General features: G+C 69.5%; 27 protein-coding genes. 12 read left to right on the top strand and 15 right to left on the bottom strand.

Going from position 1 to position 26447, the window contains the following annotated elements:
• Nucleotides 1-113 precede the first annotated feature (113 nt).
• Nucleotides 114-509, top strand: a complete 396-nt coding sequence (locus tag EBE87_RS08075; protein ID WP_120636709.1) for a VOC family protein — start codon at nucleotides 114-116, stop codon at nucleotides 507-509.
• Between the two features lie 15 nt (nucleotides 510-524).
• Here the strand turns inward: EBE87_RS08075 and EBE87_RS08080 are convergent, their stop codons facing one another.
• Both EBE87_RS08080 and EBE87_RS08085 read right to left on the bottom strand, forming a co-directional pair.
• Nucleotides 525-1460, bottom strand: a complete 936-nt coding sequence (locus EBE87_RS08080) for a dihydrodipicolinate synthase family protein (protein ID WP_120636710.1) — start codon at nucleotides 1458-1460, stop codon at nucleotides 525-527.
• A gap of 32 nt (nucleotides 1461-1492) precedes the next feature.
• On the bottom strand, nucleotides 1493-2470 hold the full coding sequence (locus tag EBE87_RS08085; RefSeq protein ID WP_120636711.1) for a Gfo/Idh/MocA family protein: 978 nt from the start codon (nucleotides 2468-2470) through the stop codon (nucleotides 1493-1495).
• 131 nt (nucleotides 2471-2601) lie between these two features.
• Between EBE87_RS08085 and secD the strand changes: the two genes are divergently transcribed.
• The 3 genes from secD (at nucleotide 2602) to EBE87_RS08100 (ending at nucleotide 6556) form a co-directional block, all read left to right on the top strand.
• Nucleotides 2602-4188, top strand: coding sequence for a protein translocase subunit SecD (gene secD / locus EBE87_RS08090; RefSeq protein ID WP_120636712.1), 1587 nt, complete (start codon nucleotides 2602-2604; stop codon nucleotides 4186-4188).
• Nucleotides 4189-4201: 13 nt separating this feature from the next.
• On the top strand, nucleotides 4202-5158 hold the full coding sequence (gene secF / locus EBE87_RS08095; protein WP_199707092.1) for a protein translocase subunit SecF: 957 nt from the start codon (nucleotides 4202-4204) through the stop codon (nucleotides 5156-5158).
• A gap of 219 nt (nucleotides 5159-5377) precedes the next feature.
• Nucleotides 5378-6556, top strand: a complete 1179-nt coding sequence (locus EBE87_RS08100) for an EAL domain-containing protein (RefSeq protein WP_158600802.1) — start codon at nucleotides 5378-5380, stop codon at nucleotides 6554-6556.
• A 4-nt stretch (nucleotides 6557-6560) separates the two neighbouring features.
• On the opposite strand, the gene EBE87_RS08105 is transcribed toward EBE87_RS08100, so the two are convergent.
• Nucleotides 6561-7733: an iron-containing alcohol dehydrogenase gene (locus EBE87_RS08105; RefSeq protein WP_120636714.1), complete on the bottom strand. Its 1173-nt coding sequence runs from the start codon at nucleotides 7731-7733 to the stop codon at nucleotides 6561-6563.
• Nucleotides 7734-7859: 126 nt separating this feature from the next.
• Here EBE87_RS08105 and EBE87_RS08110 point away from each other — a divergent pair, with 126 nt between their 5' ends.
• Nucleotides 7860-8186, top strand: a complete 327-nt coding sequence (locus tag EBE87_RS08110) for a YnfA family protein (RefSeq protein ID WP_120636715.1) — start codon at nucleotides 7860-7862, stop codon at nucleotides 8184-8186.
• 4 nt (nucleotides 8187-8190) lie between these two features.
• Here the strand turns inward: EBE87_RS08110 and EBE87_RS08115 are convergent, their stop codons facing one another.
• Complete coding sequence (locus EBE87_RS08115) at nucleotides 8191-9447, bottom strand: MFS transporter (protein ID WP_233553032.1); 1257 nt, start codon at nucleotides 9445-9447, stop codon at nucleotides 8191-8193.
• Between the two features lie 124 nt (nucleotides 9448-9571).
• Here EBE87_RS08115 and EBE87_RS08120 point away from each other — a divergent pair, with 124 nt between their 5' ends.
• Nucleotides 9572-10474, top strand: a complete 903-nt coding sequence (locus EBE87_RS08120; RefSeq protein WP_120636716.1) for a LysR substrate-binding domain-containing protein — start codon at nucleotides 9572-9574, stop codon at nucleotides 10472-10474.
• On the opposite strand, the gene EBE87_RS28960 is transcribed toward EBE87_RS08120, so the two are convergent.
• Nucleotides 10471-11682: a hypothetical protein gene (locus EBE87_RS28960; protein WP_158600803.1), complete on the bottom strand. Its 1212-nt coding sequence runs from the start codon at nucleotides 11680-11682 to the stop codon at nucleotides 10471-10473. The two genes, EBE87_RS08120 and EBE87_RS28960, sit on opposite strands and share 4 nt — an antisense overlap.
• Before the next feature lie 161 nt (nucleotides 11683-11843).
• A complete protein-coding gene (locus tag EBE87_RS08130) occupies nucleotides 11844-13313 on the bottom strand; it encodes an MFS transporter (protein WP_199707095.1) in 1470 nt (489 codons plus the stop codon).
• A 140-nt stretch (nucleotides 13314-13453) separates the two neighbouring features.
• Between EBE87_RS08130 and EBE87_RS08135 the strand changes: the two genes are divergently transcribed.
• Nucleotides 13454-14128 (top strand): DNA-3-methyladenine glycosylase family protein, encoded by a 675-nt coding sequence (locus EBE87_RS08135; protein ID WP_120636718.1) that lies wholly within the window; start codon nucleotides 13454-13456, stop codon nucleotides 14126-14128.
• On the opposite strand, the gene EBE87_RS08140 is transcribed toward EBE87_RS08135, so the two are convergent.
• On the bottom strand, nucleotides 14125-14898 hold the full coding sequence (locus EBE87_RS08140; protein ID WP_120636719.1) for an alpha/beta fold hydrolase: 774 nt from the start codon (nucleotides 14896-14898) through the stop codon (nucleotides 14125-14127). The two genes, EBE87_RS08135 and EBE87_RS08140, sit on opposite strands and share 4 nt — an antisense overlap.
• A 4-nt stretch (nucleotides 14899-14902) precedes the next feature.
• Nucleotides 14903-15778 (bottom strand): DMT family transporter, encoded by an 876-nt coding sequence (locus EBE87_RS08145; protein ID WP_120636720.1) that lies wholly within the window; start codon nucleotides 15776-15778, stop codon nucleotides 14903-14905.
• Between the two features lie 95 nt (nucleotides 15779-15873).
• Between EBE87_RS08145 and EBE87_RS28620 the strand changes: the two genes are divergently transcribed.
• Nucleotides 15874-16143 (top strand): hypothetical protein, encoded by a 270-nt coding sequence (locus EBE87_RS28620; protein WP_147425940.1) that lies wholly within the window; start codon nucleotides 15874-15876, stop codon nucleotides 16141-16143.
• 207 nt (nucleotides 16144-16350) lie between these two features.
• Here the strand turns inward: EBE87_RS28620 and EBE87_RS08150 are convergent, their stop codons facing one another.
• Together EBE87_RS08150 and EBE87_RS08155 are read right to left on the bottom strand one after the other, a co-directional pair.
• Complete coding sequence (locus EBE87_RS08150) at nucleotides 16351-17331, bottom strand: Bug family tripartite tricarboxylate transporter substrate binding protein (RefSeq protein WP_120636721.1); 981 nt, start codon at nucleotides 17329-17331, stop codon at nucleotides 16351-16353.
• A gap of 183 nt (nucleotides 17332-17514) precedes the next feature.
• Nucleotides 17515-18429: a pyridoxal-phosphate dependent enzyme gene (locus tag EBE87_RS08155; protein WP_120636722.1), complete on the bottom strand. Its 915-nt coding sequence runs from the start codon at nucleotides 18427-18429 to the stop codon at nucleotides 17515-17517.
• A gap of 72 nt (nucleotides 18430-18501) precedes the next feature.
• Between EBE87_RS08155 and denD the strand changes: the two genes are divergently transcribed.
• From denD to sugE, 4 genes are all read left to right on the top strand, one after another.
• Entirely contained in the window at nucleotides 18502-19488 is a 987-nt protein-coding gene (denD, locus tag EBE87_RS08160) for a D-erythronate dehydrogenase (protein WP_120636723.1), read from the top strand.
• A 213-nt stretch (nucleotides 19489-19701) separates the two neighbouring features.
• Nucleotides 19702-20271, top strand: a complete 570-nt coding sequence (locus tag EBE87_RS08165; protein WP_147425941.1) for a fasciclin domain-containing protein — start codon at nucleotides 19702-19704, stop codon at nucleotides 20269-20271.
• 367 nt (nucleotides 20272-20638) lie between these two features.
• On the top strand, nucleotides 20639-22063 hold the full coding sequence (locus EBE87_RS08170) for an amidase (RefSeq protein ID WP_120636725.1): 1425 nt from the start codon (nucleotides 20639-20641) through the stop codon (nucleotides 22061-22063).
• Nucleotides 22064-22179: 116 nt separating this feature from the next.
• A complete protein-coding gene (gene sugE, locus EBE87_RS08175; RefSeq protein WP_456316257.1) occupies nucleotides 22180-22497 on the top strand; it encodes a quaternary ammonium compound efflux SMR transporter SugE in 318 nt (105 codons plus the stop codon).
• Nucleotides 22498-22519: 22 nt separating this feature from the next.
• Here the strand turns inward: sugE and EBE87_RS08180 are convergent, their stop codons facing one another.
• The 5 genes from EBE87_RS08180 to EBE87_RS08200 all read right to left on the bottom strand — a co-directional run bounded on the left by EBE87_RS08180 (nucleotide 22520) and on the right by EBE87_RS08200 (nucleotide 26368).
• Nucleotides 22520-22969, bottom strand: a complete 450-nt coding sequence (locus EBE87_RS08180) for a MarR family winged helix-turn-helix transcriptional regulator (RefSeq protein ID WP_120636726.1) — start codon at nucleotides 22967-22969, stop codon at nucleotides 22520-22522.
• 57 nt (nucleotides 22970-23026) lie between these two features.
• Nucleotides 23027-23608, bottom strand: coding sequence for a YcbK family protein (locus EBE87_RS08185; RefSeq protein WP_120636727.1), 582 nt, complete (start codon nucleotides 23606-23608; stop codon nucleotides 23027-23029).
• A complete protein-coding gene (locus tag EBE87_RS08190) occupies nucleotides 23608-25164 on the bottom strand; it encodes a L,D-transpeptidase family protein (RefSeq protein ID WP_120636728.1) in 1557 nt (518 codons plus the stop codon). The genes EBE87_RS08185 and EBE87_RS08190 overlap by 1 nt, the downstream gene beginning before the upstream one ends.
• A gap of 128 nt (nucleotides 25165-25292) precedes the next feature.
• A complete protein-coding gene (locus tag EBE87_RS08195) occupies nucleotides 25293-25826 on the bottom strand; it encodes a YceD family protein (RefSeq protein WP_120636729.1) in 534 nt (177 codons plus the stop codon).
• A complete protein-coding gene (locus tag EBE87_RS08200; RefSeq protein WP_120636730.1) occupies nucleotides 25823-26368 on the bottom strand; it encodes a ubiquinol-cytochrome C chaperone family protein in 546 nt (181 codons plus the stop codon). The genes EBE87_RS08195 and EBE87_RS08200 overlap by 4 nt, the downstream gene beginning before the upstream one ends.
• Nucleotides 26369-26447: the final 79 nt, after the last annotated feature.

Below are 26447 nucleotides of genomic sequence, written 5' to 3' on the forward strand. Positions count from 1 at the left end.
GCGAGAACAGCCTGTAGTTCCACAGAGCGATACGGATTGCCACGCCAACTGTCGCCGGGCCTTGGGACTCGGGCTAAGGAATGCCCGTCTCTTCACCCTGGCAGGAGGTTCTTATGGCCAAGCTGGTCCACAGCATGATCCGCGTCCTCGAAGAAGCACGGTCGCTGGATTTCTATCGCCGCGCCTTCGGGCTGGAAGTCGCCGAGCGGGCTGCCTTCGATGGCTTCACGCTGATCTACCTCCGTACGCCAGAGGGAGACTTCGAGCTGGAGCTGACCGTGAATGCGGGCCGGGCCGAGCCCTACACTCTGGGCGACGGCTATGGCCACCTGGCGGTGGCGGTGGCGGACCTGCAGGCGGAACACGCCCGCATGCAGGCCGAGGGGCTGGAGCCGGGCCCGCTGCGGGAGATGCCGCATGAGGGCCGGCCCTTCGCCCGCTTCTTCTTCATCGCGGACCCCGATGGCTATCGCATCGAGGTCCTGGAGCGCTTCGGCCGCTTCCGCTGAAGCGGCCGCGCCGGCTCAGGCAGCCGCCAGCTTGGCGCGGGCGTCGTGGCGCGCGACGCGGGAGAGCAGGTATTCCACCTCCGCCTTCGCCGTGGCGCTCATGGCGGCGCCCGGCTTGCGCTGGGCGTCGGAGGCGATGATGCCGCGGCGCGCCATGATGTACTTGCGGATCGCCAGCCCCACCACCGGCTGCTGCTCGTAGCGCAGCAGGGGCAGGTGGGCGTCGAACAGGTCATGCGCCGCGTCGCGCTGGCCGGAGGAAGACAGCTTCACCAGGTCCACCAGCATGTCGGGGAAGGCATAGCCGGTCATGGCGCCATCGGCGCCGCGCTCCACCTCGAAGTCCAGGAAGGCGCCGCCATTGCCGCACAGGATGGAGACGTGGCGCATCCCGTCCTTCTCGAAGTTCCGCAGGGCGGAGATCTTCTCGAGGCCGGGCCAGTCTTCGTGCTTCACCATGACGCAGGAAGCATTCTCGGTGATGATCCGGCGCAGCACGCCCGGCGTCATCACCACTGTGAAGTTCAGCGGGAAGTCCTGCAGGACGAAGGGAATGTCCTCGCCGATCGCTTCCACCGCCTGGCGGTAGTAGGTGACGATCTGGTCGTCGGTGCGCAGGGTGTTCGGCGGCGCGATCATCACGCCAGCGGCGCCGGCATCCATCGAGGCGCGCGCCAGCGCCCGCATGGCCGCGAAGCCCGGTGCCGAGACACCCACCACCACGGGAATCGAGGAAGCCCGCTTCACGAAGCGCTTGGCCAGGTCCAGGGCCTCGCCGCCCTCCAGCTTCGGGGCCTCGCCCATCACGCCCAGCACGGTCATGCCGGTGCTGCCGCATTCCAGATAGAAGTCGGTCATGCGGTCCACCGAGGCCTCGTCGATGCGGCCATCGGGGTGGAAGGGCGTGGGGGCGATCGGGAAAACGCCCTTGGCGGTATTATCGAGCAACATAGGAACTCTCCTGGAGACGTGCCGCAGCCTAGTCAGCCGGCGGCGAAGGGCAAGCCCGCCCCGGCGAGAGAAGCGCCGATCGCCGCTTCCACCCGCAGCGCGGCATCCAGGGCGGCGCGCCCGGCGCGGCCATCCACCACGGCGGGGGTGCCATGGGTGCAGGCCTCGACAAAGGCGGCCTGCTCGGCCTCCAGGTTGTCGCGGTCCTGCCAGGAGAGGGTCTCGATGCCATGGCCGGGCAGTTGCTCCAGCGCCGTGCCCTGGCCCTTGCGGACCAGCTTCAGCTCGCGCGCCAGGAAATCGATGCTGGCATAGCCCCCGGTGCCGAAGACACGCAGGCGGCGCTCCATCTTCAGGCTGGCGCGGCTGGCGGTGACGGTCGCCTGGGCGCCGCCGGCAAAGCGCAGCCGGGCATTGGCGATATCCACCCGATCGGAACAGACTGCCGTGCCGACCGCCTGCACATCCTCCACCGCGCCGCCGGCCAGGGAGATGACCAGGTCCAGGTCATGGATCATCAGGTCCAGCACGACGGAGACATCCAGCCCGCGCGGCCGGAAGGGGGCGATCCGCACCGCCTCCACATACAGTGGCCGTCCAACGCCGCCGGAGGAGAGCAGTGTGGCGAAGCCGGCGCCGAAGCGCTCCACATGCCCGACCTGCAGCACGCGGTTAGCCGAGGCCGCCAGAGCCACCAGCGCATCCGCCTGCTCCAGTGTGGCGGCGATGGGCTTTTCCACGAAGACATGCCTGCCGGCCTTCAGCACCGCCGAGGCCAGATCGAAATGGAAGGCGGTGGGGGCAGCGACGATCAGCGCATCGGCGGCGGCGATCAGGTCATCGGTCTGCCACACCTGCGTGCCGGCCTCCCCCGCCACCAGCGCCGCGCGCTCGGCGCTGGCATCGGCCAGGCCCAGGAAAGTGACCTTCCCCTCGCCTGCCGCCTTGGCCGCCTTCAGCGCGTGGAAGCGGCCGAAATGCCCCGCCCCCAGGATCCCCAGCTTCAGCATCGCGCCCTCCGCACCGTTCAACCGATGGCGGCGGCGTGTAGCAGAGTGTGGCGCCGCGCGCATGGTGGCTTGCGTCGGGCGGCCCGGGACAGCATGTTCCGCACCCTCTAAATTGGGGGGCCTTTCCGGCCATGCTGTACTTCGCGCGGTGGAAGGTCGCCGCCATTCTGGGCGTCATCCTCCTGGGCGTGCTTCTCACGCTGCCCAACCTGTTTCCGCGTGCATCGATCCCATCCTGGCTGCCGGCGCGGCAGATCTCGCTGGGCCTCGACCTGCGCGGCGGCTCCTACCTGCTGCTGGAAGTCGATACGGCGGCCGTGGTGAAGGAGCGCCTGGAAAGCCTGGCCGATGCCACCCGCACCCGGCTGCGGCAGGCCAATATCGGCTATGTCAACCTCGCCATTCAGCCGGATGAGCGCCGCCTCTCCTTCCGCCTGCGCGACCCCGGCCAGTCCGAGGCCGCATTGGCGGCGCTGCGGGAACTGGCCAACCCGGTCGCCATCGGCGGCGGCGCCACGGCGCCGGACATCGACCTCGCCGTGACGCCGGAAGGCGTGGTCAGCGCCACGATCAGCGAGGCCGCCCTGCGCGCCCGCGCTTCCGCCGCCGTGGAGCAGTCGGTCGAGATCGTCCGCCGCCGCATCGACGAGAGCGGCACCTCAGAAGCGCTGATCGCCCGTCAGGGCAACAGCCGCATCCTGGTGCAGTTGCCGGGCGTCGAGGACCCGAACCGCATCAAGGAACTGCTGGGCCGCACCGCCCGCATGACCTTCCGCCTGCTGGACGAGAACGCCAACCCGAGCGCCGGCACCCCGCCGCCGGGCGTCGAGTTCCTGGAAGGCGAACAGCCCGGCCAGCGCTACGCGGTGCGCCGGCGCGTGGAAGTGGATGGCGCCAACCTGTCCGACGCCCGCACCGGCCAGAACCCGCAGACCGGCGAATGGGTGGTGAACTTCACCTTCGACAGCCTCGGCACCCGCCGCTTCGCCGAGATCACCCGGCAGAATGTGGGCCGGCCCTTCGCCGTGGTGCTGGACAACAAGGTCATCACCGCCCCGGTGATCCGCGAGCCCATCACGGGCGGCAGCGGCCAGATCAGCGGCAGCTTCAACGCCGCCTCGGCCAACGACCTTGCGGTGCTGCTGCGCGCCGGTGCCCTGCCCGCCCCGCTGACGGTGGTGGAAGAGCGCACCGTCGGCCCCGAGCTGGGTGCCGATGCCATCCGCGCCGGCCTGCTGAGCCTCGCCGTCGGCGCGACCTTCGTCTTCCTCTATATGGGCCTGGCTTACGGCCTGCTCGGCTGGTTCGCCAATGTGGCGCTGCTGGTCAACCTGCTGCTGATGGCGGCCGCGCTCTCCGTGCTGGAAGCGACGCTGACGCTGCCAGGCATCGCCGGCGTGGTGCTGACACTCGGCACGGCGCTGGACGCCAATATCCTGATCAACGAGCGCATCCGTGAGGAAACGCGCCTGGGCAAGCCGCCGGCCAGCGCGCTGGAGGCCGGCTTCACCAAGGCTTCCGGCACGATCATGGACAGCAACCTGACCAACCTGATCGCCATGGCCTGCCTCTACGGCTTCGGCTCCGGCCCGGTGCGCGGCTTCGCCATCACGGTCGCCATCGGCACCGTGGTGCAGATGTGGACGGCCACGACACTGGTGCGCCTGTTCGTTTCCTGGTGGTACCGCGCGCGCCGCCCGCGCACGCTGCCGGTGTAAGGGGGTTTCGCCCATGTTCCTCGCACGCCCCCTGTTCCGGCTGGTACCGGACGACACCAACATCCCCTTCATGAAGGGGCGCAAGATCGGCATCGCCTTCTCGATCTTCCTGTCGATCGCCTCGGTGATCCTGGCCTTCTATCCCGGGCTGGAGAAGGGCATCGACTTCCGTGGCGGCATCGTCATGGAGGTCCGCACCCCCGGCCCGGCCAACCTGGGCGCCCTGCGCGACGCGACCAGCGGCCTCGGCCTTGGCGATGTCGGGTTGCAGCAGTTCGGCTCCGACAACGACGTGCTGCTGCGCCTGCCGGTGCAGGGTGACGAGGCGGCCACCCAGAATGCCATCAGCAGTGTCCGCTCCGCGCTGGAAAGCGCCGCCCCCGGCACCCGCATCCTGCGGACCGAGGCCGTGGGCAACCGCGTCAGCGGCGAGCTGTTCACCGGCAGCCTGATGGCGCTCGGCATCTCGATGCTGGCGATGATGGTCTATATCTGGGCGCGCTTCGAATGGCAGTTCGCAGTGGGCGCCATTGTCACGCTGCTGCTGGAAATCACCAAGGTCGTCGGCTTCCTGGCCGTCACGCGCATTGAGTTCAACCTGACGACGGTGGCGGCGGTGCTGACCATCATCGGCTTCTCGGTCAACGACAAGGTCGTGGTCTATGACCGGATGCGCGAGAACCTGCGCAAGTACAAGACGATGCCGCTGCAGACCTTGATCGACAAGTCGATCAACGAGACGCTGAACCGTACGCTCGGCACCTCCATGACGCTGCTGCTCTCGGCCCTGCCGCTGGCGCTGTTCGGGGGGGATGCGCTGTCGGGCTTCGCCATCACCATGGTCTTCGGCATCGTGGCCTCGACCTCTTCCTCTATCTTCATCGCGGCGCCGATCCTGCTCTTCCTGGGCGAGAACCGGCTGCGCCGGGGCACCGAGGCCGCCGCGGCCCCCGCCACCGCATCCCGCTGAACGAGTCGCCCTGGCCCACATGCCAGGGCGGCACAGCGGCCGCGTCGTTAAATGAGATAGATCAACACAATAATTGAAAAATCTCTGTTTAGGTAAAACTGCCTTCAACTACCTTTACGTGTAACGGCTATCTAACAGGAAAATGCTCGTAAACTGAGACAATGCTTGGCGCTACTGCCGCGCCTGCATTACATAGCAATGGCTCCCTGGAGATGTGCCATGACCCTGCGCTTTCGTTCGGCCAAGCCGGACGAAGCCCAAATGCTGCTGCTGGCGCGTGATCCGCATGTGATCTCCGCGACCCAGAAGGCTGCCAAGGGCTTGAAGCGCCGCCCGCCTTTGCTGGTGCAGGAAGGGCGCGACGTGCTGGCGCATCTCTTCTCCTCCGGTGAGCCACCCAGCCAGATCGTCTGCCAGGCCTCCGCCGCCGGTCCCAGCTGGCCGGCACTGGTGGCCACGGCCTCGGACCCCTTCGGCCAGACCAAGATGGTGGTCATCGGCGACCCTTCGCAAAGCGGCGGAGCGGATAGCCAGATTCCTCCGGGCCTTACTTGGTCCACGGCCGAGCCGGTATCACTGGCCCGCGCCCTGCAGCAAGCGGCACTGATCCGGGCGCAGGTGCCGACCGACAATCCGCAGGATCTCGCGGTCGGGTTGCATCGGGGGGAGATCACGGTGCGCTACCAGCCGGTGGTCCGCATCGCCGACCGCCGCCTGGTGCTGCTGGAGGGGCTGGCGCGCTGGCAACGGCCTGATGACACGCCGCTCAGCCCCGATGCCTTCGTGCCCCTGGCGGAACGTAACGGGCTGGGCCGGGCGCTCTCCATCGCCGTGGCGCGGCGCGCCTTCACGGAACTGGCTGGAACCCCGGGCCGCATCGGCGCCTCCCTGGCACTGAACCTGCCGCTGGCCGTGTTGGTGGAGCGGGATGTGCTGGTCTGGCTGCGGGAACTGCTGGAAGCAACGCGCTTCCCACCTTCCGCCCTGGTGCTGGAGCTGACGGAAACATCCCCGGTGCTGGACCGGCCGGCGCTGCGGCGCGCGCTGGAACGGCTACGCGGCGCGGGCTTCCCCGTGCTGGTCGACGACATGGAGATAAATGACAACCGCGGCTGGCTGCTGTCCCTGCCTTTCTCCGGCATCAAGCTGGACCGGATGCTCGTCTCCGCCCTGCCAACACGCCGCCGCGCGCGGGCGGAGGTGCAACGGCTGGTGAAGCTGGCGCATGCCTCCCGCATGACCGTGACGGCCGAGGGGGTCTCGAACGCCCGGCTCTGGCAGGCCGTGGCGGCCGCCGGGGTGGACCATGCGCAGGGCTATGCCATTGCCCGCCCCCTGCCCGCCCTGGCGCTGCCTGCCTGGCATTCGGCCTGGCAGGCGCACCTGACGCGGCGCTAAGGCCTCAGTTGCCGTAGACCTCGCGGTAGAGCGCGATGATCTCGGCGGTGCTTGGCACGCGCGGGTTGTTGCCGGGGCTGCCCGAGGCCAGCGCCTGCTCGGCCATCAGTTCCAGCAGCGAGTCAAAGCGGTCCTGCGGGATGCCATAGGCGCGCGGCGTGGGCACGCCCAGTTCCTCGTTCAGCGCGCGCAACTCGTCCAGCAGCATGGCGCCGGCCTCGGCATCGGGCGTCCCGGCGGGCGCGACGTCCATGACTCGCGCGGCCTCAGCATAGCGCGGCAGGCCCGCCTCCAGGCCAAAAGCCGTGATGGCAGGCAGCAGCATGGCGTTGGATAGCCCGTGCGGCACATGGAAATGCGCCCCCAGCGGCCGGCTCATGCCATGCACCAGCGCCACGGAGCTGTTGGAGAAGGCGAGCCCGGCCAGCGTCGCGCCTTCCATCATGGCGGCACGGGCGGCGCGGTTCTGCGGCTCGGCATAGGCAGTGCGCAGGTTGGAGGCGATCAGCCGCATGGCGGCCTGGGCATAGATGTCGGAAACGCTGTTGGCGCGGGCGCTGACATAGGCTTCCAGCGCGTGGGTCAGGCTGTCGATGCCGGTATCGGCCGTTACGCGCGCAGGCACGCTGAAGGTCAGTTCGTAATCCACCACGGCGGCCAGTGGCAGCGCGCCGAGGCCGGCGATCAGCATCTTCTCGTCATGCTGCGTGTCGGTGACGATGGTGAAGCGCGTCGCCTCGCTGCCCGTGCCGGCGGTGGTGGGCACGCAGATCACCGGCAGCGCGGCCCGGTCGGCCGAGGCCGGCACCTTGAAGTCCCGCATGCTCTGGCCCGGCGCAGCGGCGGCCAGGATGGCGATGGCCTTGGCGGTGTCCATCGGGCTGCCGCCCCCGAAGCCGATGAGGCAGTCGAAATCCCCGGCCCGCAGCGCCTCCACGCCCGCCTGCACCACAGTATCCGTAGGGTCCGGCACGGTTTCGGAAAAGACGCTGGTGGCGATGCCGGCACCCTTCAGCGGCGCCAGCGCCCGTTCCACCGTGCCGGAGGACACCATCCAGGGATCGGTCACGACCAGGGGGCGGGAAAGGCCGAATTCCGCCAGCAGCGCGGGCAGCTTCGCCAGGGCCCCGCCGCCGATCAGCAGCTTCCGGGGGGCGACGAGGGAAATCGGGGTCATGCTTGTCAGTTCCTCCTAGTGGGGCGGAGATTCGGTCCGCGTCCTTGGCAGCAGGATCGGGCAGAATGGGCGGCAGGTCCACGCCGGGCATTGCCGGGGCACGGCGGCCCAGGCAAGGCTGCGGGCATGACGCGCACCCTTCTGCTCTATGCCGCCGCCGCGCTGGCGGAGATCGCCGGCTGCTTCGGCTTCTGGGCCTGGCTGCGCCTGGGGCGGAGCCCGCTCTGGGCGGCCGGCGGGGTCGTTTCGCTGATTGCCTTTGCCTGGCTGCTGACTCGGGCAGAGACCGATGCGGCGGGGCGCGCCTATGCGGCCTATGGCGGGGTCTATGTGGCGGCCTCGCTGCTCTGGCTCTGGGGCGCGGAAGGCATGCGGCCGGACCGCTGGGACCTTCTCGGCGTCGGGCTGTGTCTTGCCGGCACAGCAGTTATCCTTCTGGCACCGAGGGGATAGCGCCTCAGCCCGCCACCACCGGTTGCAGGCGGGCCAGCCGCAAGCCCGCCACCAGCGCCAGCAACAGGCAGCCGCCGACCACCCAGGTCACGCCGCTCCAGCCGCCCGCCGACCAGGCCAGCCCACCCGCCACCCCCACGATGCTGGAGCCCATGTAGTAGCAGAAGAGATAGAGCGAGGAGGCCTGGGCCCGCGCCACCCTGGCCCGCCGCCCGACCCAGGAGCTGGACAGGGAGTGGGCGCCGAAGAAGCAGAAGGTCACCACGGCGATCCCGGCGATCACCGCCACCAGGGATTGCAGGGCCATCAGCGCCAGCCCGCCAAGCATAGCCACCAGCACGATCCAGAGCAGCCGCCGCCGTCCGAAGCGGTCCGCCAGCCCGCCCACGAAAGTGGAACTGCCGATGCCGACCAGATACACCGTGAACACCAGCCCCACGGTGGCATGGCTCAGCGAATAGGGCGGCGCCAGCAGGCGGTAGCCGATGTAGTTGTAGACGGTGACGAAGGAGCCCATCAGCAGGAAGCCTTCCAGGAACAGCCAGCGCAGCCCGCCGTCCCGCAGGTGCAGCGCGAAGTTCTCCGCCAGCCCACCCAGCGCCAGGGGGCGTGCCTTGAAGTGGCGTGAAGGCGGCAGGCACTGCCAGAAGATCACCGCGGCCAGGAGCCCCAGCCCGCCGATGCCGCCGATGGCCAGCCGCCAGCCGCCCCATTCCATCAGCAGGCCGGTGATCACCCGCCCGAGCATCCCGCCCAGGGCGGAGCCGCTGATGTAGAGCCCCATGGCATAGCCGGAGGAGCGCGGATGCACTTCCTCCGCGATAAAGGCCATGGCCACGGCGGGCAGGCCGCTCAGCAGGATGCCCTGCACCATCCGCAGCGACAGGAAAGACCCCCAGTCCGGCATGAAGGCGCATGCGACCGTGATGGCCGAGGAAGCGAAAACCGAGACCAGCATGACCGGCTTGCGCCCCACCGCCTCGGACAAGGCGCTGGCTACCAGCATGCAAACCGCCATCGCCGCCGTGGGCAGGGACAGCGAAAGGCTGCTGGCCGCCGGGCTGACGTCGAACTCGGCGGAAAAGACCGGCATCAGGGGCTGCACGCAGTAAAGCAGCGCGAAGGTGGCGATGCCCGCGCACAGGAATGCCAGGTTGGTCCGCAGGAAGGCAGCGGTGCCGCGTTCGATGTAAGGCGCCTCCGCCGGCGTGGTCATGGTCGCCTCGGCGGGAAGCGGCGGCGCGGCGATAGGCTGGTTCATGGGTCGTCCCGGTGGGTGCGGTGCAACATGCCCGCGCCTCAGGGCTTGCTACCAGATGGCTGAAGCGGTGAAATAATTCGGTCAGGCTGAATTCTGTCTTCCCCAGCTAGCGAAAGGCAGCCGCATGGAACTGCGTCATCTGCGTGCCTTCCTTGCCGTGGCGGAGACGCTGCATTTCGCCCAGGCTGCGGAAAAGCTGGGTCTTTCCCCAGCGGCGCTGACGGAGCAGGTGCAAGGGCTGGAGGCCCTGCTGGGCGTGCGCCTCTTCCGCCGCACCAAGCGCAGCGTCGCATTGACGGACGCGGGCCAGTTGTTCCTGCGTGAAGCTCGCCCCGCCCTGGCGCAGGTCGAGCGCGCGGAGCGCACCGGCCGTCTGGCCGGGCGTGGAGAGCGGGGCATCGTATCGGTGGGCTTCGCGGCCTCGGCGGCCTTTTCGGGCGTGCTGGGCGCCAGCGTGGCCGCGTGGCGGCGGGCGCAGCCGCAGGTGGAACTCAGGCTGCAGGAACTGGAAAGCGTCCCGCAATTGGAGGCCCTGGTGGAAGGCCGGCTGGATATCGGCTTCGTCCGCCCGCCACTGGTGCTGCCCGACGGCATCGCCACCCTGCCGCTGCTGCGGGAGCCGCTCTGGCTGGCACTGCCGGACGATCATCCGCTCTGCGCCCAGGCAGCGGTTCACCCGGAGGCACTGGCCGGCGAGGCCTTCATCAGCCCGGATGCCGAAACCAGCATGGGCTTCCACCACCACACCATCGCCATCGGGCAGCAGGCCGGCTTCACGCCCCGGCTGGCGCATCATGGACGGGATCTGGTGGCCGTGGTGGCATTGGTCGGGCTGGGGCTGGGCGTCGCGCTGGTGCCGGCCTCGCTGCGGGATTGCGTGCGGCTGCCGGGGCTGGCCTATCGCCCCCTCGCAGGCTCGCCGTTGCAGGCTGAGCTGGCAGCGGCCTTCCGCCGCAACGAAGCCGCGCCCGCCGCCCGCGCCTGCATCCGCCAGTTGCGCCGGCAGGCCGAGGCGGTGCCGCCCTAGGCGGAGGCCCCAACGACGGCCTCGGCAGTCTCGGGATGCGGTCCCGCCGCGCGGTCGGCCAGCGCCGCCGCGATCACCTGCGCCCCGCGCAGCGCCGCACCCTGGACGTCGCCGAAGGCATCCTGCACCGCCGCCTGCTGCCGCGCCGCCCTGTCGGGCTGGCCCGCCACCGCCCTGTCGATGGTGGAGATGACATCCTCCGGTGCCTCGGCCACCTGGCCCAGCGCCCAGCCGGCGAAGCGCGGGTCATCCCGCCACGCCGCGTGGTGGGCGTTCAGGAAGGCCACGGGGCGCGGCCGCACCAGGAACTCGTAAAGCTGGCTCGACATGTCGCCGAGGTAGATGTCGGCCGCCAGCGCATAGCTCATGTCGATCAGGCGCGGAGAATCGAGGTCCACCAGGATCTGCCCGTCACGCGCCAGCCGCAGCCATGCTTCCCGCTCCGCCGTGTCCATGTTCTCCGCCGCGCGCATATGCGGTGCAAAGACCAGGTTGTAGCGGGACTGCCCGGCGAATTGCTCGATCACCTGCCGGGCCCACGGCAGGGAGGAAATGGTGGCATCGAAGTGCGGATTGTAGAGCACCACCGGCCGATCGTTATCGAAGATGGGCGGAACGGTGCGCGTCAGCCGCGAGAGGAACTCCAGCTTCAGGTATCCGCCGGCCCGGAGCTTGGCGGGCGGCAGGTAGCCCTTCTCCGCCGCCCGGCGCAGGTCCTTCTCGCCAGGGACCACCACCAGGTCGAAGGCGGATTGCCGGCGCTCGGATTCCGGCGCGCGGTCTCCGGCGCCATGCCGGAAATGGATCATCAGGGTGTCCCGCAGCCCCATGGTCCGCAGCTTGGCCGAGGTCCGCTCCGGCGTGACCACCGCCACCGCCCGCCGCAAACGGCGGCTGAGGGAGAAGAGCAGAGGCGTCTTCAGCGAGGACCGCCGGCCCGTCACTGCTGCCAGCATCCGCCCCCAGAGTGGCGGCCGGATGCTCTCGATCCGCATCTCGGGGGCATGCAGCACCTCCCGCACCTGGCGAAGCGCCTCGGCGGTGGCGGCGTCATTGGTGAAACAGGTGACGATGCAGCGCGGCAGCAGCCGGCTCAGCTCCGCCGCCGCGGGGGCCAGGTGATAGACCTGATGCGCGCCGCCGATGAACAGAAAGGCCACCTCGCCTTTCACAGGGGCGGTTCGGGCATTGTCTGCGGCAGGAGGCATGCTGAAAAACCTGTCATCCGCTCACGGGGCTGGGGCTGCCACGCCAGCCGGGCTGCTACACCACGGATGCCGGGACAGCTCGCCCAGCGCTATGGCTGATGGCGGCGCTGCGGTGAAGCCATTTTGTTTGCCAGCGGAGCCGGATCAATCAGCCGGGACCCTCATCGCACGGAGGCGCTATCCTCCTCGGAATGCAGGGACAGCGGCGCGGAGACATCCTCCAGGGGCTTCTTCTCGGCCGCGAAGCCCAGCCGCCATTCGGTGGCGGCGGCGACCAGCATCAAGACTGCCGCCAGCATGAAGCCCCAGAAGATATCGCCACGCTCACCGCTCTCGATCAGCCAGCCGAAGAGCGTGGGTCCGGCCACGCCGCCGATGGCGGTGCCGAAGGCGTAGAACAGTGCGATGGCAATGGCGCGCATCTCCAGCGGAAAGGCCTCGCCGACGGTCAGGTAGGCGGCTGAAGCGGCAGGCGAGGCAAAGAAGAAGATCACCGTCCAGGCCAGCGTCTGCTCCCAGGCGGACAGCCACCCCTGCTGGAAGGCATAGCCGGAGAGCGCCATCAGGATGCCGGCAACGGCATAGGTCAGGGTGATCATCACCCGGCGGCCGATGCTGTCGAAGAGCGGGCCCAGCAGCAGCGGCCCCATCAGGTTGCCCAGCGCGAAAGGCAGGATGTACCAGCCGACCTCATGCGAGGCGATGCCGTAGAACTTGGTCAGCACCAGCGCATAGGTGAAGAAGATGGCGTTGTAGCAGAAGGCCTGGCAGGCCATCAGTGTCACGCCCAGCACCGTGCGCTGCCGTTGCCGTTGCAGCATGATATGGACGACATCGCGCAGCGAGGTATGGCCGCGCCGCCGCAGCCGTACCGGGCCGTATTGCGGCGGCGGCAACGGGCCGTGGCGGGAGGCGACGCCGTCCTCGATCTCGCGCACGATACGGCTGGCCTTGTCGGCATGGCCGTGGGTCATCAGCCACCGCGGGCTTTCCGGCACCCATTTGCGCAGCAGCATGATGACGAAAGCCAGCGCGCCGCCGACGATGAAGGCCGCGCGCCAGCCGATCTCGGGGTCCACCACCGCCGGGTCCAGCACCACCAGGGCCGAGAGCGCGCCGAGCGCCGCCCCGGCCCAGAAGGTGCCGTTGACCGCCAGGTCCACCGTGCCGCGCTTGCGGGCGGGGATCATCTCCTGGATGGCGGAATTCACCGCCGCATATTCACCGCCGATGCCGGCGCCGGTCAGCGCGCGAAACAGCGCGAAGGACCAGAAATCCCAGGAGAAGCCGGTGGCGATGCTGGCCGCCAGATACAGCCCCACGGTGATGAAGAAGAGCTTCCGCCGGCCCCAGCGGTCGGTCAGCCAGCCAAAGCCGACGGCGCCCAGCACCGCGCCGATCAGATAGGCGGAAGCGGAGAGGCCCACCTGCGTCTCGGACAGGGCAAGGCTGGGGCTTTCATGGATGGCGGCGGCCAGGGAGCCGACCAGCGTCACCTCCAGCCCATCCAGGGTCCAGGTGATGCCAAGGGCGATGACGATCAGCCAGTGGAAGCGGTCCCAGGGCAGCCGGTCCAGCCGGGCCGGAACGTCCGTCTCGAAGACCTCTCCTTCGGCGACCTGCCGTTCCATGCGCGCCTCCCCTGATGCGGCCATCCAGACCCCAACGCCCGGATAGCGGCAGCGTTGCGGCGCACACGCGGGCCGGCAGGCTTGCCGGATAGGCTCTGGCATGCATCATGTTCGCCAGATGTTCCGAAGGATTCCCCTTGATGCTGGCTTCGCCTCCGCCTTCCCCCAAAGGCCTTGGCGGTCGCGCCGCGCGTGCGTTCCTGGCGGCGGACCCCGTGCTGGGGCCGGTGGTCAAGCGGGTCGGCGCCTTCACCCTGAAGCCGGAGAAGCGGGAGCCTTATGAGGCACTGGTGCGCGCCATCGCCCACCAGCAGGTGCATGGCCGCGCCGCCGAGGCGATGCTGCGGCGGCTGATCGCCCTTTTCCCTGAACAGGATTTCCCGAGCGCCACCGCCATCCTCTCACTGGAGGAAGGCGCGTTGCGCGGCTGCGGCTTTTCCGGCGCCAAGGTGGCGGCCATCCTGGATATCGCCCACAAGACGGTGGGCGGGCTGGTGCCGACCCGCCGTGCCGCCACGCGCCTTTCAGACGCGGCGCTGATCGAACGGCTGGTGGCGCTGCGCGGCGTCGGCCGCTGGACGGTGGAGATGCTGCTGATCTTCACCCTCGGCCGCCCGGACATCCTGCCGGTCGACGATTTCGGTGTGCGGGAAGGCTACCGCCACGCCGCCGGCCTGGATGCGCAGCCCAAGCCGAAGGAACTGGCCGCCATCGGCGCCGCCTGGGCACCCTACCGCTCGGCGGCGGCCTGGTATCTCTGGCGCACGGCCGATCTGGCCAAGGAAGGACGCTTCAAGGCGCCCACCGCCCTTTAGCCGAGGAAGGCGCCCACCGCGGCCAGGAAGCCTTCCGGCTGCTCCGCATGCAGCCAGTGGCCGGCGCCCTTCACCTTGCCGAAGCGCACGGCGGGGAACAGGGCGCGGAAGAGCGGGCGGTGCTCGTCGCGGATATAATGGGACTTCTCGCCGGCCAGGGCTAGGGTCGGGCCTTCGAAGCGCGCGCCGGCGGGCAGTGCGGGCGCGGCCTCGATCTCCGGCAGGGCGGCGGCGATCTCGGCCAGGCCGTTGCGCCAGGAAGGACGCTCCCCGCCCAGCTGCAGGTTCTGCAGCAGGAAGCCGCGCACCCCGGCAGAGGGCACGGCACCCGCCAGCGCCGCATCGGCCTCCCGTCGCGTCAGGCCGGGGCGGAGGTCCAGGGCCAGCATCGCCTCGGCATAAGGGCGAAAGGCAGGCGGGTATGCGACCGGCGCGATATCCGCCACCACCAGGCGGGAGACGAGATCCGGGCGCGTCAGCGCCAGCACCATGGCAACCTTGCCGCCCATGGAATGGCCCAGCACATCGGCCGGAACAGCGTCGGCGGCTTCCAGGGTCTCCGCCACATCGCCCGCCATCTCGGCATAGCTCATGCTGGAGGCATGGGGGGAAGCGCCGTGGTTGCGCAGGTCCAGCGCCAGGACACGGCGCCCTACGGCCGCCAGCGCCTTCTGCACCGCCCCGAAGTTGCTGGCTTGCCCGAAGAGGCCGTGCAGCAGCACCAGCGGCTGCCCGGCTCCTGTCCCCATCTCGATCAGGTTCAAGCGCATCTGCCTATCCCCGCGTCGCCACAATGACGCTGGCGCCGATCAGCGCGCCGCCGATCAGCACGTCCCAGCCCAGAGGCTCGCCCAGCCACAGGGTTGAGACCACCACGCCAATGGCGGGCGCCAGCAGGAAGCCCACCGAGGATACGGCGCCCGGCAGCCGCCGCCCCGCCTCGATCACGGCCCAGGTGCCCAGCGGCGCCACCAAGCAGCCGATCACCAGCACCTGCCACAGCGCGCCCAGGCCAATGCCATTCATCCCCTGCCCAAGCGGCTCCCGGATCAATGCCATGGGCACCAGCACCACGCCGCTCAGCAGGAAGCACCATGGCAGGTTCTCCAGCATGGAGCGTTCCGCCGGAAAGCGTCGGGTGATGATGATCGCCCAGGACCAGAGGAAGGAAGCAGCCAGCAACATCAGGTGGCCACTCAGGGTACTGGTCTCGCCCGGCCCAACCGCCCAGGGACCCGCCAGTGCCACGACGCCCGCCAGTCCCAGCAACGCAGCCAGCCAGCGCGTGCCGGAAACCTTCTCCCCCAGCACCAGCACGGAAAGCGGCACCAGCCAGTAGATGGTGACATTGGCCAGCACGGCCGTGCGCCCGGCCGGCACCAGCGCCACCGCCAGATGCGTCAGCGCGAAATAGCAGCCGAGTTGCAGCAGGCCCACGCCCAGCACCGCCGGCAGGTCCCGCCGCCGCGGCAGCCGCAGCTTCCCCTTCATGGCCAGCACCAGCCCGACCACCAGCGCACCCAGCAGGGTGCGGGACACCGCGAACCAGAGTGGCGTGGCGTCCGCCAGGGCGGATTTCGTGATGGGCCAAGCGCCGCCGAACAGTGTCACGGCCACCAACAGCATCCGGATATCGGCGACTCGGATCATCTGTCGGCAGGTTCCGCGAGGCGAAGCACGATCCTGCTGACCGAGAGGGACTCGGCACCGGCTCGCGGCGCGGGGCCACTGGTGGATGCAAGCCCATGCGGCAGGCCACCAAGGCCTTGCGCGATATGAGCCATGCTGCGCGGCAGCCCTGCCATTGCCCCGATCCTTTCCCCTCACGGCACCGCGAGGGTTGGCGTCCGGATGCAATCCGTCAAGCCGTGCACGAGCCTGTGAGGCGGCTCCTATGGCATGGCAAGATGTTCGGTGGCCATGCCTGGAACGACGATGTCGGCGGCGGGGAAGTCGATCCTGGCCAAGGCTGGCTGCGGCGCAACAGTGAAGAGGCTTGGCGCCTTGCTTCCTGACGCCGCAGTCCGATGGCACGGCCAGGACATTGCTTTTTTTCGCGCCCTGGGCTGCCCCTTCAAGACGAAGGCTCGTGGCGCGACTCGCCTGTCGGGGTGGATGAGACGGGGCAGGCTGGCGGGCCTGCCCCGTCTCAGCGAAGGCCAGGGAATGGCCTTGCGGTAGTTCTCCATCCGGTCCCGCCGCGCGGGACCGGATGGGCCAGATCAGCTCGCCTTGATACCGGCAGCGCGGATGATCGGGGTCCACTTCGCGATTTCGTCGTTGAGGAACTTGGCCGCGCTGGCGGGGGTGCTGTCGCTGACGGTCTGCATAGTCAGGTCGGACAGGCGCGCCTTCACGCTGTCCATGGCCATCACCTTGTTCAGCGCCGCGTTGAACTGGGTGACGGTGGATTCCGGTGTGCCGGCCGGCAGCATCACCATGTGCCAGGTATAGGCCTCGTAGCCAGCCACGCCGGCTTCCTGGAAGGTCGGGATCTCCGGCACCTGCGACAGCCGCTGGCTGGAGGAGATGGCCAGGCCCTTCACCTCGCCACGCTGCACGAAGGGCAGCGCGCTGTTGGCGACATCCAGCATCATCACCACGGTGCCGTTCAGCAGGTCCGGCATGGCGGCGGCGGAGCCACGGTAAGGCACGTGGTTCACCTTCAGGTCGCCCGCCTGCTTCAGGAACAGCTCGCTGGCCAGGTGCAGCGCGGCGCCGTTGCCGGTGCTGGCGTAGTCGTACTTGCCGGGGTTCTTCTTGAACAGCTCGACCAGTTCCGGCAGCGAATTCACCGGCAGGTCCTTGTTGACCATCAGCATCATCGGGATCGTGCCGGTGAGCGCGACCGGCTGGAAATCCTTGATGGGGTCGAAGGGCAGGTTGGCGAAGATCTCGCGCAGAGCCGCATGGGCGATGGTGGTGTAGAGCGCGGTATGCCCGTCCTTCGCCTTGGCCACGGCATCGGAGCCCACGACAACGCCCGCGCCCGTGCGGTTCTCCACGATCACGCGCTGCGGCAGCATCTTGGACAGCTCATCGGCGATGAGGCGCGCCGGCACGTCGGTCGGCCCACCGGCCGCGAACGGCACCACGAGGCGAATGGGCTGGCTGGGCCAATTGGCCTGCGCGCTGGCAGCGGAGGGCAGCAGTCCCGGAAGCGTGGCGGCAGCGCCAAGGGCGAGGAAGTCGCGACGGTTCATTGACAGTTTGTCTCCTGGACAGGCCGGAAGAATTTCATGGAAGATTTGTCACGCTATGAACTGCAATCAAGGGTGCGTCAACGCGAGCCGGCGGTGCCTCCAGGGCATTGCAAAGCCAATGGAAAGCTGACCGGCACTGGTTTCACGCCAGGGCCGCCGGACGAGACGCTTCCACTCAAGGCATTATCCGGCCGTGCCTTCTGAAGGCACTGGTGAACAGTTCAGAAGCAAGATGCGTGAGGCTGCATCCAGCCCCAGCGCGGCGCGGGACGAGGCATCCGCCGCCACCGCCAGCATCCCCGCCAGGGCATCGGCTGTTTCCAGGAAAGCGAAGGCGGAGCGTTCCAGCTCCTGCCACGCCAGCAGGCTCGGCGCTGCCGGGCCCGGGCGTCCCTGAAGCGCATCCAGGAGCGGGCTGGCGCCGGCGGCTTCCGCCACGATCAGGCGCGGCACGGCGCCTCCCCCGGCGCGAAGCTGCACCGCCACCGCCGCGGCCAACCCACCCTGCCCGCCGGGCGCGACGACATGCGTCGGTGCAACGGGCAGCGCCGCGAGGATCTCCGCCGCCGCCAGACGGTCGCCCTGCATGATGTCACGCGGCACTTCGGTATAGCCTTCCATGGCCCAGGCGGAGACGAAGAACCAGCCTTCCTGGGCCGAGCGCCGCATTGCCTCCTCATGCCCTCCGCGCAGGATCTGGGCCTCGTCGCCCGACGCTATCTCGCCGTTCATGAACATCATGCAGCGGGCGCCCAGCCGCCGTGTGGCCCTGGCGATCGCCGTCAGGTCATCCCCACGGCCCTCGGCACAGGCGAAGGTGACGGTGCCTGCCGCCGAGCCACGCCGGGCCTGTTCCGCCCTCAGCAGACGCGACACCGCATAGGCGTAGCCCGGGCTCGCCGCCTCCCCCAGATGCACGGCGGCGAGCCCGGAAGCCTGCGCCTGTTCCGGCAGCGCCCGCAGCAGTGGCGGCACGCGGTCCGGCCAGGCGCGGATTTCCGCGCTGGCCCGGCGAAACCCGGATTCGGGCAGCAGGACGACGCCAGGCACCCCGTGATGCGGATTCATGAAAAGGCGGAAGGGCGTGGGCGCGATCATGCCTGCCAGCTTGGCCGCGCGGCCGGCGCACGGCAATCTGAGCAGCAGCAGAGAAGCACAGGCGAGGAAACGATGAAGATCACCATTCTGGGCGCCGGGGGATTCCTGGGCCGCAAGTTGGCGGCCCGGCTGGCCCAGGCGGGCGAGCTGAACGGCCGTGCCATCACCGGGCTGACGCTGTTCGACCTCAATGTGCCGCCGCCCCCCGCCGCCGCCTTTCCCATCCGCCGCATCCCCGGCGACCTGGCCAATCCGGCCACGGTGGCGGAAGCCATCCCGCCCGGCACCGACATCGTCTTCCACCTCGCCGCCGTGGTCAGCGCGGCGGCGGAAGCGGATTTCGACCTGGGCCTGCGGGTCAACCTGCAAGGCACGCTGGCGGTGCTCGAGGCCTGCCGGCGGCTGGAGCGGGCGCCACGGCTGGTCTTCACCTCCTCCGTCGCCAGCTTCGGTGGCGGCCAGGGCGCGGTGGTGCCGGATGACGGCCGGCAGCTTCCCGCCAATTCCTATGGCGCGCAGAAAGCGATGGGCGAGCTGCTGCTGCAGGATGCCAGCCGCCGGGGCATGATCGACGCCGTCAGCCTGCGGCTGCCCACCGTCATCGTGCGCCCCGGGCGCCCGAACAAGGCGGCTTCCTCCTTCGTCTCCGCCATTGTGCGGGAACCGTTGCTCGGCCTGCCGACCACATGCCCCGTGGGGCCGGACTTCGCCATCTGGGTCTGCTCGCCCCGCCGGGCCGTGGACTGGTTCCTCCATGCCGCCACCATGGATACCGCTGTGCTGGGGCTGGACCGCGGCATCAACCCGCCCGGCCTTTCCGTGACGGTGGCGGAACTGCTGTCGGCGCTGGAAGCCGCCGGCGGGCAGGAGGCGCGGAGCCTCGTCACCTTTCAGCCGGACCCTGCCATCGAGGCCATCGTCTCCGGCTGGCCCGCCAGCTTCGCGGCTACGCGGGCCAAGGCGCTGGGCTTCGCGCAGCAGGACGGTGCGGAAGCCATTCTGGATGCCTTCCTGGCCGATGACCTGAAAGCCACGAAGGCCGAGCGGGAAATGGCCTGAGCCATAATCTTCTGCCACTTTGCCAACGGCTTGCGGCACGAACTTGGCGGCATCGATCAACTTCGTGCCGCCAAATCGCAGAGGCATCTGGCCTGCCCCACGGTTTCACGCTATGGCGCCGGCGGGCCGCGACTGCCTTTGCCAGCACGTGGACTAGACCGCCTATCAGGCGTGCCGCCTGAGCCTATCGGCACCGAGGAGAGGACCAGCAACTTGATTTCCCGACGCACCATCATGCTGGCGGGCGGCATGCTGCCCCTGCTGCTCGCCGGCTGCCAATCCATCGTGGCGCCGAACAAGCCGCTTCCGGAAGACGGCACCATCGATCTGATGTCGCTGCTCTCCGCCCGCTCTGACACCAAGATCTTCACCGCCGCGCTGAAGCGTTCCGGCCTGGTGGAGCGGATCACGATCGCCAACGGCCCCGCCACGGTCTTCGTGCCGACGGACGCGGCGATCGAGGCCCTGCCGCCGGCGCAGCGCGCGATCTTCACCGACAGCTCCGCCGACCAGGCGGCGCTGCGCGCGGCCGTGGGCGGCATGATCGCCTCCGGCCAGCTGCGGCTGGAGAGCATCGCGGTGCGCAACGGCCTGCTCAATACCTGGACGACCGGGCAGCAGCTGAAGGTGACCGGTGCGCCGGCGCCGACCGCCAAGGTGCAGCGCGCGGTGCTGGCCAATGGCCGCAGCACCGCCAGCGGGCCGCAGATCAGCTTCGTGAAGGCGGACATCCTGGCCAGCAACGGCGTCATCCACGTCATGGACGGCGTGCTGGTTTCCTGACCAGCGCCATCGCGGGCGGGGCTTCGGCCCCGCCTGTTTTTTTGCACCATCCGGCCAGTTGGCAGGGGTGGCAAACCAGACCTTCCCTGGCATCCTGACATAGCCTACCAGCCGCTCCAGCAGCGTGCTGTTGCCGCGAATGGTAGTCAGAGCAGGCGACTTCCGCCGCGCCAGGGCGCATGGCCCTACCCTCTTCCCGAAATTGGAAGGCTGCGGGCGCCCGCCACTGGCGGTGGCGTAACTCCGCTTCGTAAAGGCGCCGCATCCCGCCTCGGGATGCCGGCCTGGGCTAAGGGCTGCCGCCCTTCCCTCGCGGCCCCTGCGGCTCCATGCTGGAGGCCACTCGAAGCCTTCGCGGAACCTGTTGATGTCCGATACCGATCCGGCCCTGATGTCGGCCGAGCAACTTCTCGCCCTTTATGCCCGCCGCCGCCTTTCCCCGGTCGAGGCCCTGCAGGCGATCCTGGAGCGGGTCGCGCGCTACAACCCCTGGGTCAATGCCTTCGCCATGCTGAACCCGCGCGCCCTGGCCGAAGCCGGCGCCAGCGAGGCCCGCTGGTCCGCCGGCCGCCCCATGGGGCCGCTGGACGGCGTGCCGGTGACGGTGAAGGACCTGCTGAACGTCCATGGCATGCCCACCCGCCGCGGCAGCAAGACCACCGACAGCACCCCGGCCACCGAGGATGCCCCGGCCGTGATTGGCCTGAAGGCCGCCGGCGCCGTGATCCTGGGCAAGACCACCACCACCGAATTCGGTTGGAAGACCCCGGGCGACAACCCGTTGAACGGCATCAGCCGCAATGCCTGGAACCCGGAGCGGACGGTGGGCGGCTCCTCCTCCGGCGCCGGCGCGGCGGGCGCGGCCAATTTCGGGCCGATGCATATCGGCACCGATGCCGGCGGCTCCATCCGCATCCCCGCCGCCTATTGCGGGCTGGTGGGGCTGAAGCCGACCTATGGGCGCATTCCGCAATGGCCGCTCAGCGCCTTCGGCCAGGTGTCCTGCGCCGGGCCGATGACGCGCAGCGTACGGGACGCGGCGCTGATGTTCTCCGCCATGGCCCAGGCCGACCTGCGTGACCCCTACTGCCTGCCGGACGACGTGCGGGACTGGCGCGAAGGCATCGAGGGTGGCGTGGCCGGGCTGCGCGTGGCCATCGTCCGTCGCCTCGGCTTCGCGCCGCCGATCGACGACGAAGGCCAGGCGGCGGTGGAACTGGCTGGCCGCCTGCTGGCCGAGCAGGGCGCCATCGTCGAATATGCCGACCCGGAACTGCCGGACACCCGGCATGTCTTCGGCCGTGTCTGGGGCGTAGCGCTGGCGCGCCTTGTCACCACCATGGCGCCCGACAAGCGCGCCCTGCTGGACAAGGGCCTGGATGAAGTGGCGGAACGTGAGGGCGGCATGTCCGCCATCGACTTCCTGGGCGCCGAGGCCATGCGCACCGAGGCCGCGCACGCCATGGCGCGCTTCCACCAGAAATACGACCTGGTGCTCTGCCCCACCACGCCCACCGCCGCCTTCGCCGCCGATGCCCCCACGCTGAAGCCGACGGAAGCCCTGTGGCGCGACTGGGCGCCCTGGACCTTCGCCTTCAACCTGACCCGCCAGCCGGCCATCACCGTGCCGGTGGGCCTGGATGAAAGCGGCATGCCGCGTGGCGTGCAGCTGGCCGCCGCGCAGCTGCGGGACGACCTCTGCTTCCGCGCCGCCCGCGCCATCGAACGCGCAGTGGCGCTGCCGGCGGCGAAGGCGGAGGAATCCCACGCCTGCGCCCATCACCACCACTAGAGGCAGGCTTGAACGGGGCGGTCCGCTGCCCCACTTCCGGCGTTGGAGGGACGGCCCTCCCGCGCAACGCGCATCCCCTCGCCGGGACGGCCCGGCATTGATCGGAGATGTTGGCGATGCTGCCCTGGACCGTCCTGTTCCTCGCCGGCCTGCTGGAAGTAGCCTGGGCCACCGGCCTGAAGCAGAGCGCGGGCTTCACCCGCCTCTGGCCCAGCGTGTTCACCCTGGTGACCATGGCCGGCAGCTTCCTGCTGCTGGCCTATGCCATGCGCTCGCTGCCCCTGGGCACCGCCTATGCCGTCTGGACCGGCATCGGCACCGTGGGCGCCGCCATCCTTGGCATCATGATGTTCGGGGAGGCCGCGACCCCCGCGCGCATCCTTTGCATCGGCCTGATCCTGGCCGGCATCGCGGGCCTGAAGCTGACCAGCTGAGACCCACCACGGGCCGCGGCTGCTAGACGGCCGGAGGCTTCCGGCGCAGCGCCAGTTCGATCTGCCCCAGCGCATCCATGGCGGCCTTCAGGGCGGAGCCATCCACCTGCCGCAGCAGTTCCGCCTCCACTTCGGCCAGGCGGACCTCGATGCGCCTGGCGGTGGTGAGGCCGGATGGTGTCAGCGCCAGCCGGCGGGCGCGCCGGTCCTCCGGGTCCTCAGCCCGCAGGACCAGCCCGGACGCGACCAGCGAGTCGAGCAGCCGCACCAAGCTGGGGCCCTCGATCCCGATCAGCGCGGCCAGGTCCTTCTGACGCAGCGGCTCCGACGCACGGTAGAGATAGACCAGCGGGCGCCAGCCGGCATCCGGGAAGGCGTCGCGGCGGATACCGGCATCCACGGCCTGCCGCCAAAGGCGCGCGAGCTGCATCAGGCGCAGGCCGAAGCCTGTTCGCTTCAAGTCATCAGGCATTCAGAACAGATAACTATCCGTCTGTTACCGCACAAGAATGACCTGCAAAGCCCAGGCTTACCAGCGGCGTGGCGGCCCGCAGTCCAGGTGGACGAAGCCTTCGCGGTAATAGCCGACGCCGCCCATCTGCATCTGCGCCGCCGTGCGGGCCACGCCACGCCCGTCGCGCCCCGGCAGACGGAAGTCGGCGGCCATGCCCGACATGTGCAGGCTGACGGTGGAGACCACCCGCGCCCGGCGGGCGGTGGAGGCATTGTGCTCCGGCGTGCGGTAGCCGCTGGAGATCTGGAAGGATTCGTCGGTATCCAGCCGCTCGGCCACGGCGCTCAGCACGTCGAACAGCCGGGGGTCCATGGGCGTCACCTCGGCTGCGGAAAGGTCGCGGAACACCCAGTCCAGCTTGTGCAGCGCCTCGCGGTTGTATTTGCCGTTCTGGAAGTAAATGCCGTCGAAGCTGTCCTCGGTGGGCACGCGCGTCACGCGCAGGCGGCGCACCGGGGGCAAGGCGACGGCCTTGGCGCTGCCAGGCATCAGCGCGGTGCAGGCCAGGGCGCCGAGGCCGGCGAAAACCTCCCGCCGGCTGAGCGCGGCCGGCTCGCAGCAGGGGCAGGGTCCGGGGCGGGTAAAGAGATCCAGCATCAGCGTGTCACCACCGCGGCCGTGCTGGCCGCCTTCTCGGTCTGGGGGCGCGGCGCGGCGGCCGCAACGGCCGGGGCCACGGTGCCGCGCTGGTCGAGCGCGCGGGCATAGGCGGCATCCAGTCCATAGATGTCCGGGCGGATGCGCACGCCCGCCTGCTCCACCGTCACGGTCTGGTAGAAGAGCCGCACCGGCAGCGGGCGGCGCAGGCCAACGGCGGTGGTCTGCTTCGATTCGAGCACCGTGTCCGCCTTGGCGCGATCCCAGCCGGGGGTGCCTTCCAGCACCACGTCCAGCAGCTCCATCGGCTTGTCCAGGCGGATACAGCCGGAAGAGAAGGCGCGGCTCGGCCGGCTGAAGAGGTGACGGTCCGGCGTGTCGTGCAGGTAGATGTCGTCGCCATTGGGCATGATGAACTTGATCCGGCCCAGCGCGTTCGAATCCCCCGCATCCTGCCGGAAGAAATAGGGGATCTTCTTCGGGTCGATGCTGGCCCAGTCCACCGTCAGCGGGTCCACTTCCACCCGTTCCCCGCCGACATACTGGTAGATGCGGAAGCCCTTCTCGATCATCGCGCGCGGGTCGCGGCGGAACTTCGGCAGCAGGTCTTCCCGCGCATTGCGCTCGGGCACGCCCCAGGGCGGGTTGAACTGCACGGTGTTCATGGTCACCGAGAGCATCGGCGTGGCCCGGTTCGGGTTGCCGACGATCACCGCCATGTCCAGCAGCACGCGGCTGCCATCCAGCAGCTTCAGCCGGTAATCGGGGATGTTCACCTCGATCCGGCGGCCCGGCTGCGGGCGTGGCGCGGCGCGGCGCATATCCATCGCGACGCGGATCTGGTCCACGCGCGCCTGGGCCGGGCGGTTCATGAGGGCCAGCGTGGCGGGGCCGATGCGCCCATCGGCCTCCAGGCCATTGGCGGCCTGCCAGCGGCGCACCGCCTCCAGCAGCGGGTCGTCATAGAGCGTGGGGTCGATCGGGACCGTGGCGGCCAGAATGGCGTCCTCGGCGGCGATGCGGGCGCGCAGCGCGGGCACGCGCTCCGGGTCGATGGCAGCCGGCTCGATGGTGCCGCCACCTGTCGGCACGCTGGGCCAGCCGCCGGCAGCCACCAGCGCACGCGACGCCTGCAAGGCCAGCCGCAGCGCCTCCATGCCAGGGGGCAGCAGCGCGGCCTGTTCGATCACCTCGGCCGGTTCGGCATGGCTGTAGAGCCGTGCCTGCCACGCCACCATGGCCACCGAGTCGCGCCGGATGTCAGGACGGTTCGCAAGGCTGCGCACTCGCCCCTGCAACAGGTCGCCCAATGCGGCATAGGCGGCGGCGTAGAGCGCGGTGGTATAGCCCTGCGGGTCGGAGGCTGCGCGGGCATCGGGCGGGATATTGTAGTGGCCCGGGTTCAGGCCATCCACGTCCAGCGCCCGCAAGCGGGTGGACAGGCGCAGCAAGGCCTCCCAACTCGGCTGGGCAGGTTGCAGGGCGGGTCCGGCCGCCAGTGCCGGCATCGGCAGGACAGAGGCCAGGAACAGCAGGCAGACATGGCGGCGACGCATGCTGTTTGCATACAGCCCCGAGGCCCGGCATTCCAGCCCCGAGAAGCCCCAGCCTGCCCCTGCTGCCCCGCAAAAAATCGCGTGTTTCCGCGCCCCTAGCCGCTTCCGCTCAGAAACGGCACAAAGTGTTACTGCTTGCCCTTCAGGGCGGCCAGCTTGGCGAAGGGGTTGGGCCGGGCGGGTTCTTCCTCCGGCCCTTCCTCTTCCTCTTCCTCTTCCTGCGGCAGTTCCAGCTGGGCGCCGGGCACGCGGGGGTAAGGGTCGAGCGCCAGGGAAAGCTGCTCGGCGACCGCCTCGCCCAATTCCAGCACCTCCCCCTCCGTGAGGATCTCGTCGGGGCCATCCGGCTCGTCCTCTGGCTCCGCGCCCTCGGGCAGGAAGCGGAGGTCCACCGGCTCCTCGATATGCTGCGGCACCGGCTCCAGCGTCACCACGCAGGCCTGCACCACATCGGCGGTCAGGTGGCCGCGCACGCGCACGGCGCCGCCGGCTTCCTGGCGCAGCCGCAGGCTGGCCCGCAGCGAGGACACTTCCAGGATGCCGAAGCGGGCCGCCAGCGCGGCACGCTCGGCCTCGGTGGCCTCCAGCTCCTCCCGCTTTTCCTTCCGGCTCACCGCGCCCCAGGGGAGGGTCCGGGAGAATTCAGGTGCGATATCGGTCATGCCACAGGCTCCGGGAAGCGCGCCTTGCCGGCCAGCAGGGCCTCCAGCGGCTGGGCGGCCAGGGCGGCGTCGGCGTTGAAGGTGATGTCGGTCAGCCGCGCCACCGCAGGATCGGCGGCCGGGCGGGTGCCGCGCCAGACATTGCGGGCCAGGGCATCGGCCAGCGCGGCGTGGTCGCCGGCGGCCAGCGGCGCCTCATAGGCCAGGGCGCGGCCGTGGAAGGCTTCCCACATGTTCTTCACCCGCTTGGCGATGGACATGTCGCCGACGCCCATCTCGCGCAGATTCGTATCCATGTCCGCGAACATGGCGTCGAAGACGGCCTGTGCCAGGGCGGCGCCGCGTGGGTCCGTATCGCGGTGCAGGCGGCGGATCAGCAGCGCCACCTGCAGCCCCACCAGGTCGAAGCGCCCGTCCAGCGTGTCAGGCACGCCGAGGGTCGTGAAGAAGAACGGATGCCGCGCGGCACGCACGGCGGTCGCGTAGAGCTCGAAGCCCTGACGTTCATGCGGCTTGCGGCGGAACAGGCCGAACAGGGCCATGATGTGGCGCGGCTCCCTCTGGTCCGGCGCCAAGACAGCAGGCACCGGTTGACCCCGATGCGGGGCAGTGGCAATCGAC

The organism is Teichococcus wenyumeiae, from assembly GCF_003696345.1.
Classification (GTDB): Bacteria; Pseudomonadota; Alphaproteobacteria; order Acetobacterales; family Acetobacteraceae; genus Pseudoroseomonas; species Pseudoroseomonas wenyumeiae.

Coding starts and splice junctions, on each gene's coding strand:
- EBE87_RS08075 (WP_120636709.1), top strand. CDS start 114: ATGGCCAAGCTGGTCCACAGCATGATCCGCGTCCTCGAAGAAGCACGG.
- EBE87_RS08080 (WP_120636710.1), bottom strand. CDS start 1,460: ATGTTGCTCGATAATACCGCCAAGGGCGTTTTCCCGATCGCCCCCACG.
- EBE87_RS08085 (WP_120636711.1), bottom strand. CDS start 2,470: ATGCTGAAGCTGGGGATCCTGGGGGCGGGGCATTTCGGCCGCTTCCAC.
- secD (WP_120636712.1), top strand. CDS start 2,602: ATGCTGTACTTCGCGCGGTGGAAGGTCGCCGCCATTCTGGGCGTCATC.
- secF (WP_199707092.1), top strand. CDS start 4,202: ATGTTCCTCGCACGCCCCCTGTTCCGGCTGGTACCGGACGACACCAAC.
- EBE87_RS08100 (WP_158600802.1), top strand. CDS start 5,378: ATGACCCTGCGCTTTCGTTCGGCCAAGCCGGACGAAGCCCAAATGCTG.
- EBE87_RS08105 (WP_120636714.1), bottom strand. CDS start 7,733: ATGACCCCGATTTCCCTCGTCGCCCCCCGGAAGCTGCTGATCGGCGGC.
- EBE87_RS08110 (WP_120636715.1), top strand. CDS start 7,860: ATGACGCGCACCCTTCTGCTCTATGCCGCCGCCGCGCTGGCGGAGATC.
- EBE87_RS08115 (WP_233553032.1), bottom strand. CDS start 9,447: ATGAACCAGCCTATCGCCGCGCCGCCGCTTCCCGCCGAGGCGACCATG.
- EBE87_RS08120 (WP_120636716.1), top strand. CDS start 9,572: ATGGAACTGCGTCATCTGCGTGCCTTCCTTGCCGTGGCGGAGACGCTG.
- EBE87_RS28960 (WP_158600803.1), bottom strand. CDS start 11,682: ATGCCTCCTGCCGCAGACAATGCCCGAACCGCCCCTGTGAAAGGCGAG.
- EBE87_RS08130 (WP_199707095.1), bottom strand. CDS start 13,313: ATGGAACGGCAGGTCGCCGAAGGAGAGGTCTTCGAGACGGACGTTCCG.
- EBE87_RS08135 (WP_120636718.1), top strand. CDS start 13,454: ATGCTGGCTTCGCCTCCGCCTTCCCCCAAAGGCCTTGGCGGTCGCGCC.
- EBE87_RS08140 (WP_120636719.1), bottom strand. CDS start 14,898: ATGCGCTTGAACCTGATCGAGATGGGGACAGGAGCCGGGCAGCCGCTG.
- EBE87_RS08145 (WP_120636720.1), bottom strand. CDS start 15,778: ATGATCCGAGTCGCCGATATCCGGATGCTGTTGGTGGCCGTGACACTG.
- EBE87_RS28620 (WP_147425940.1), top strand. CDS start 15,874: ATGCGGCAGGCCACCAAGGCCTTGCGCGATATGAGCCATGCTGCGCGG.
- EBE87_RS08150 (WP_120636721.1), bottom strand. CDS start 17,331: ATGAACCGTCGCGACTTCCTCGCCCTTGGCGCTGCCGCCACGCTTCCG.
- EBE87_RS08155 (WP_120636722.1), bottom strand. CDS start 18,429: ATGATCGCGCCCACGCCCTTCCGCCTTTTCATGAATCCGCATCACGGG.
- denD (WP_120636723.1), top strand. CDS start 18,502: ATGAAGATCACCATTCTGGGCGCCGGGGGATTCCTGGGCCGCAAGTTG.
- EBE87_RS08170 (WP_120636725.1), top strand. CDS start 20,639: ATGTCCGATACCGATCCGGCCCTGATGTCGGCCGAGCAACTTCTCGCC.
- sugE (WP_456316257.1), top strand. CDS start 22,180: ATGCTGCCCTGGACCGTCCTGTTCCTCGCCGGCCTGCTGGAAGTAGCC.
- EBE87_RS08180 (WP_120636726.1), bottom strand. CDS start 22,969: ATGCCTGATGACTTGAAGCGAACAGGCTTCGGCCTGCGCCTGATGCAG.
- EBE87_RS08185 (WP_120636727.1), bottom strand. CDS start 23,608: ATGCTGGATCTCTTTACCCGCCCCGGACCCTGCCCCTGCTGCGAGCCG.
- EBE87_RS08190 (WP_120636728.1), bottom strand. CDS start 25,164: ATGCGTCGCCGCCATGTCTGCCTGCTGTTCCTGGCCTCTGTCCTGCCG.
- EBE87_RS08195 (WP_120636729.1), bottom strand. CDS start 25,826: ATGACCGATATCGCACCTGAATTCTCCCGGACCCTCCCCTGGGGCGCG.
- EBE87_RS08200 (WP_120636730.1), bottom strand. CDS start 26,368: ATGGCCCTGTTCGGCCTGTTCCGCCGCAAGCCGCATGAACGTCAGGGC.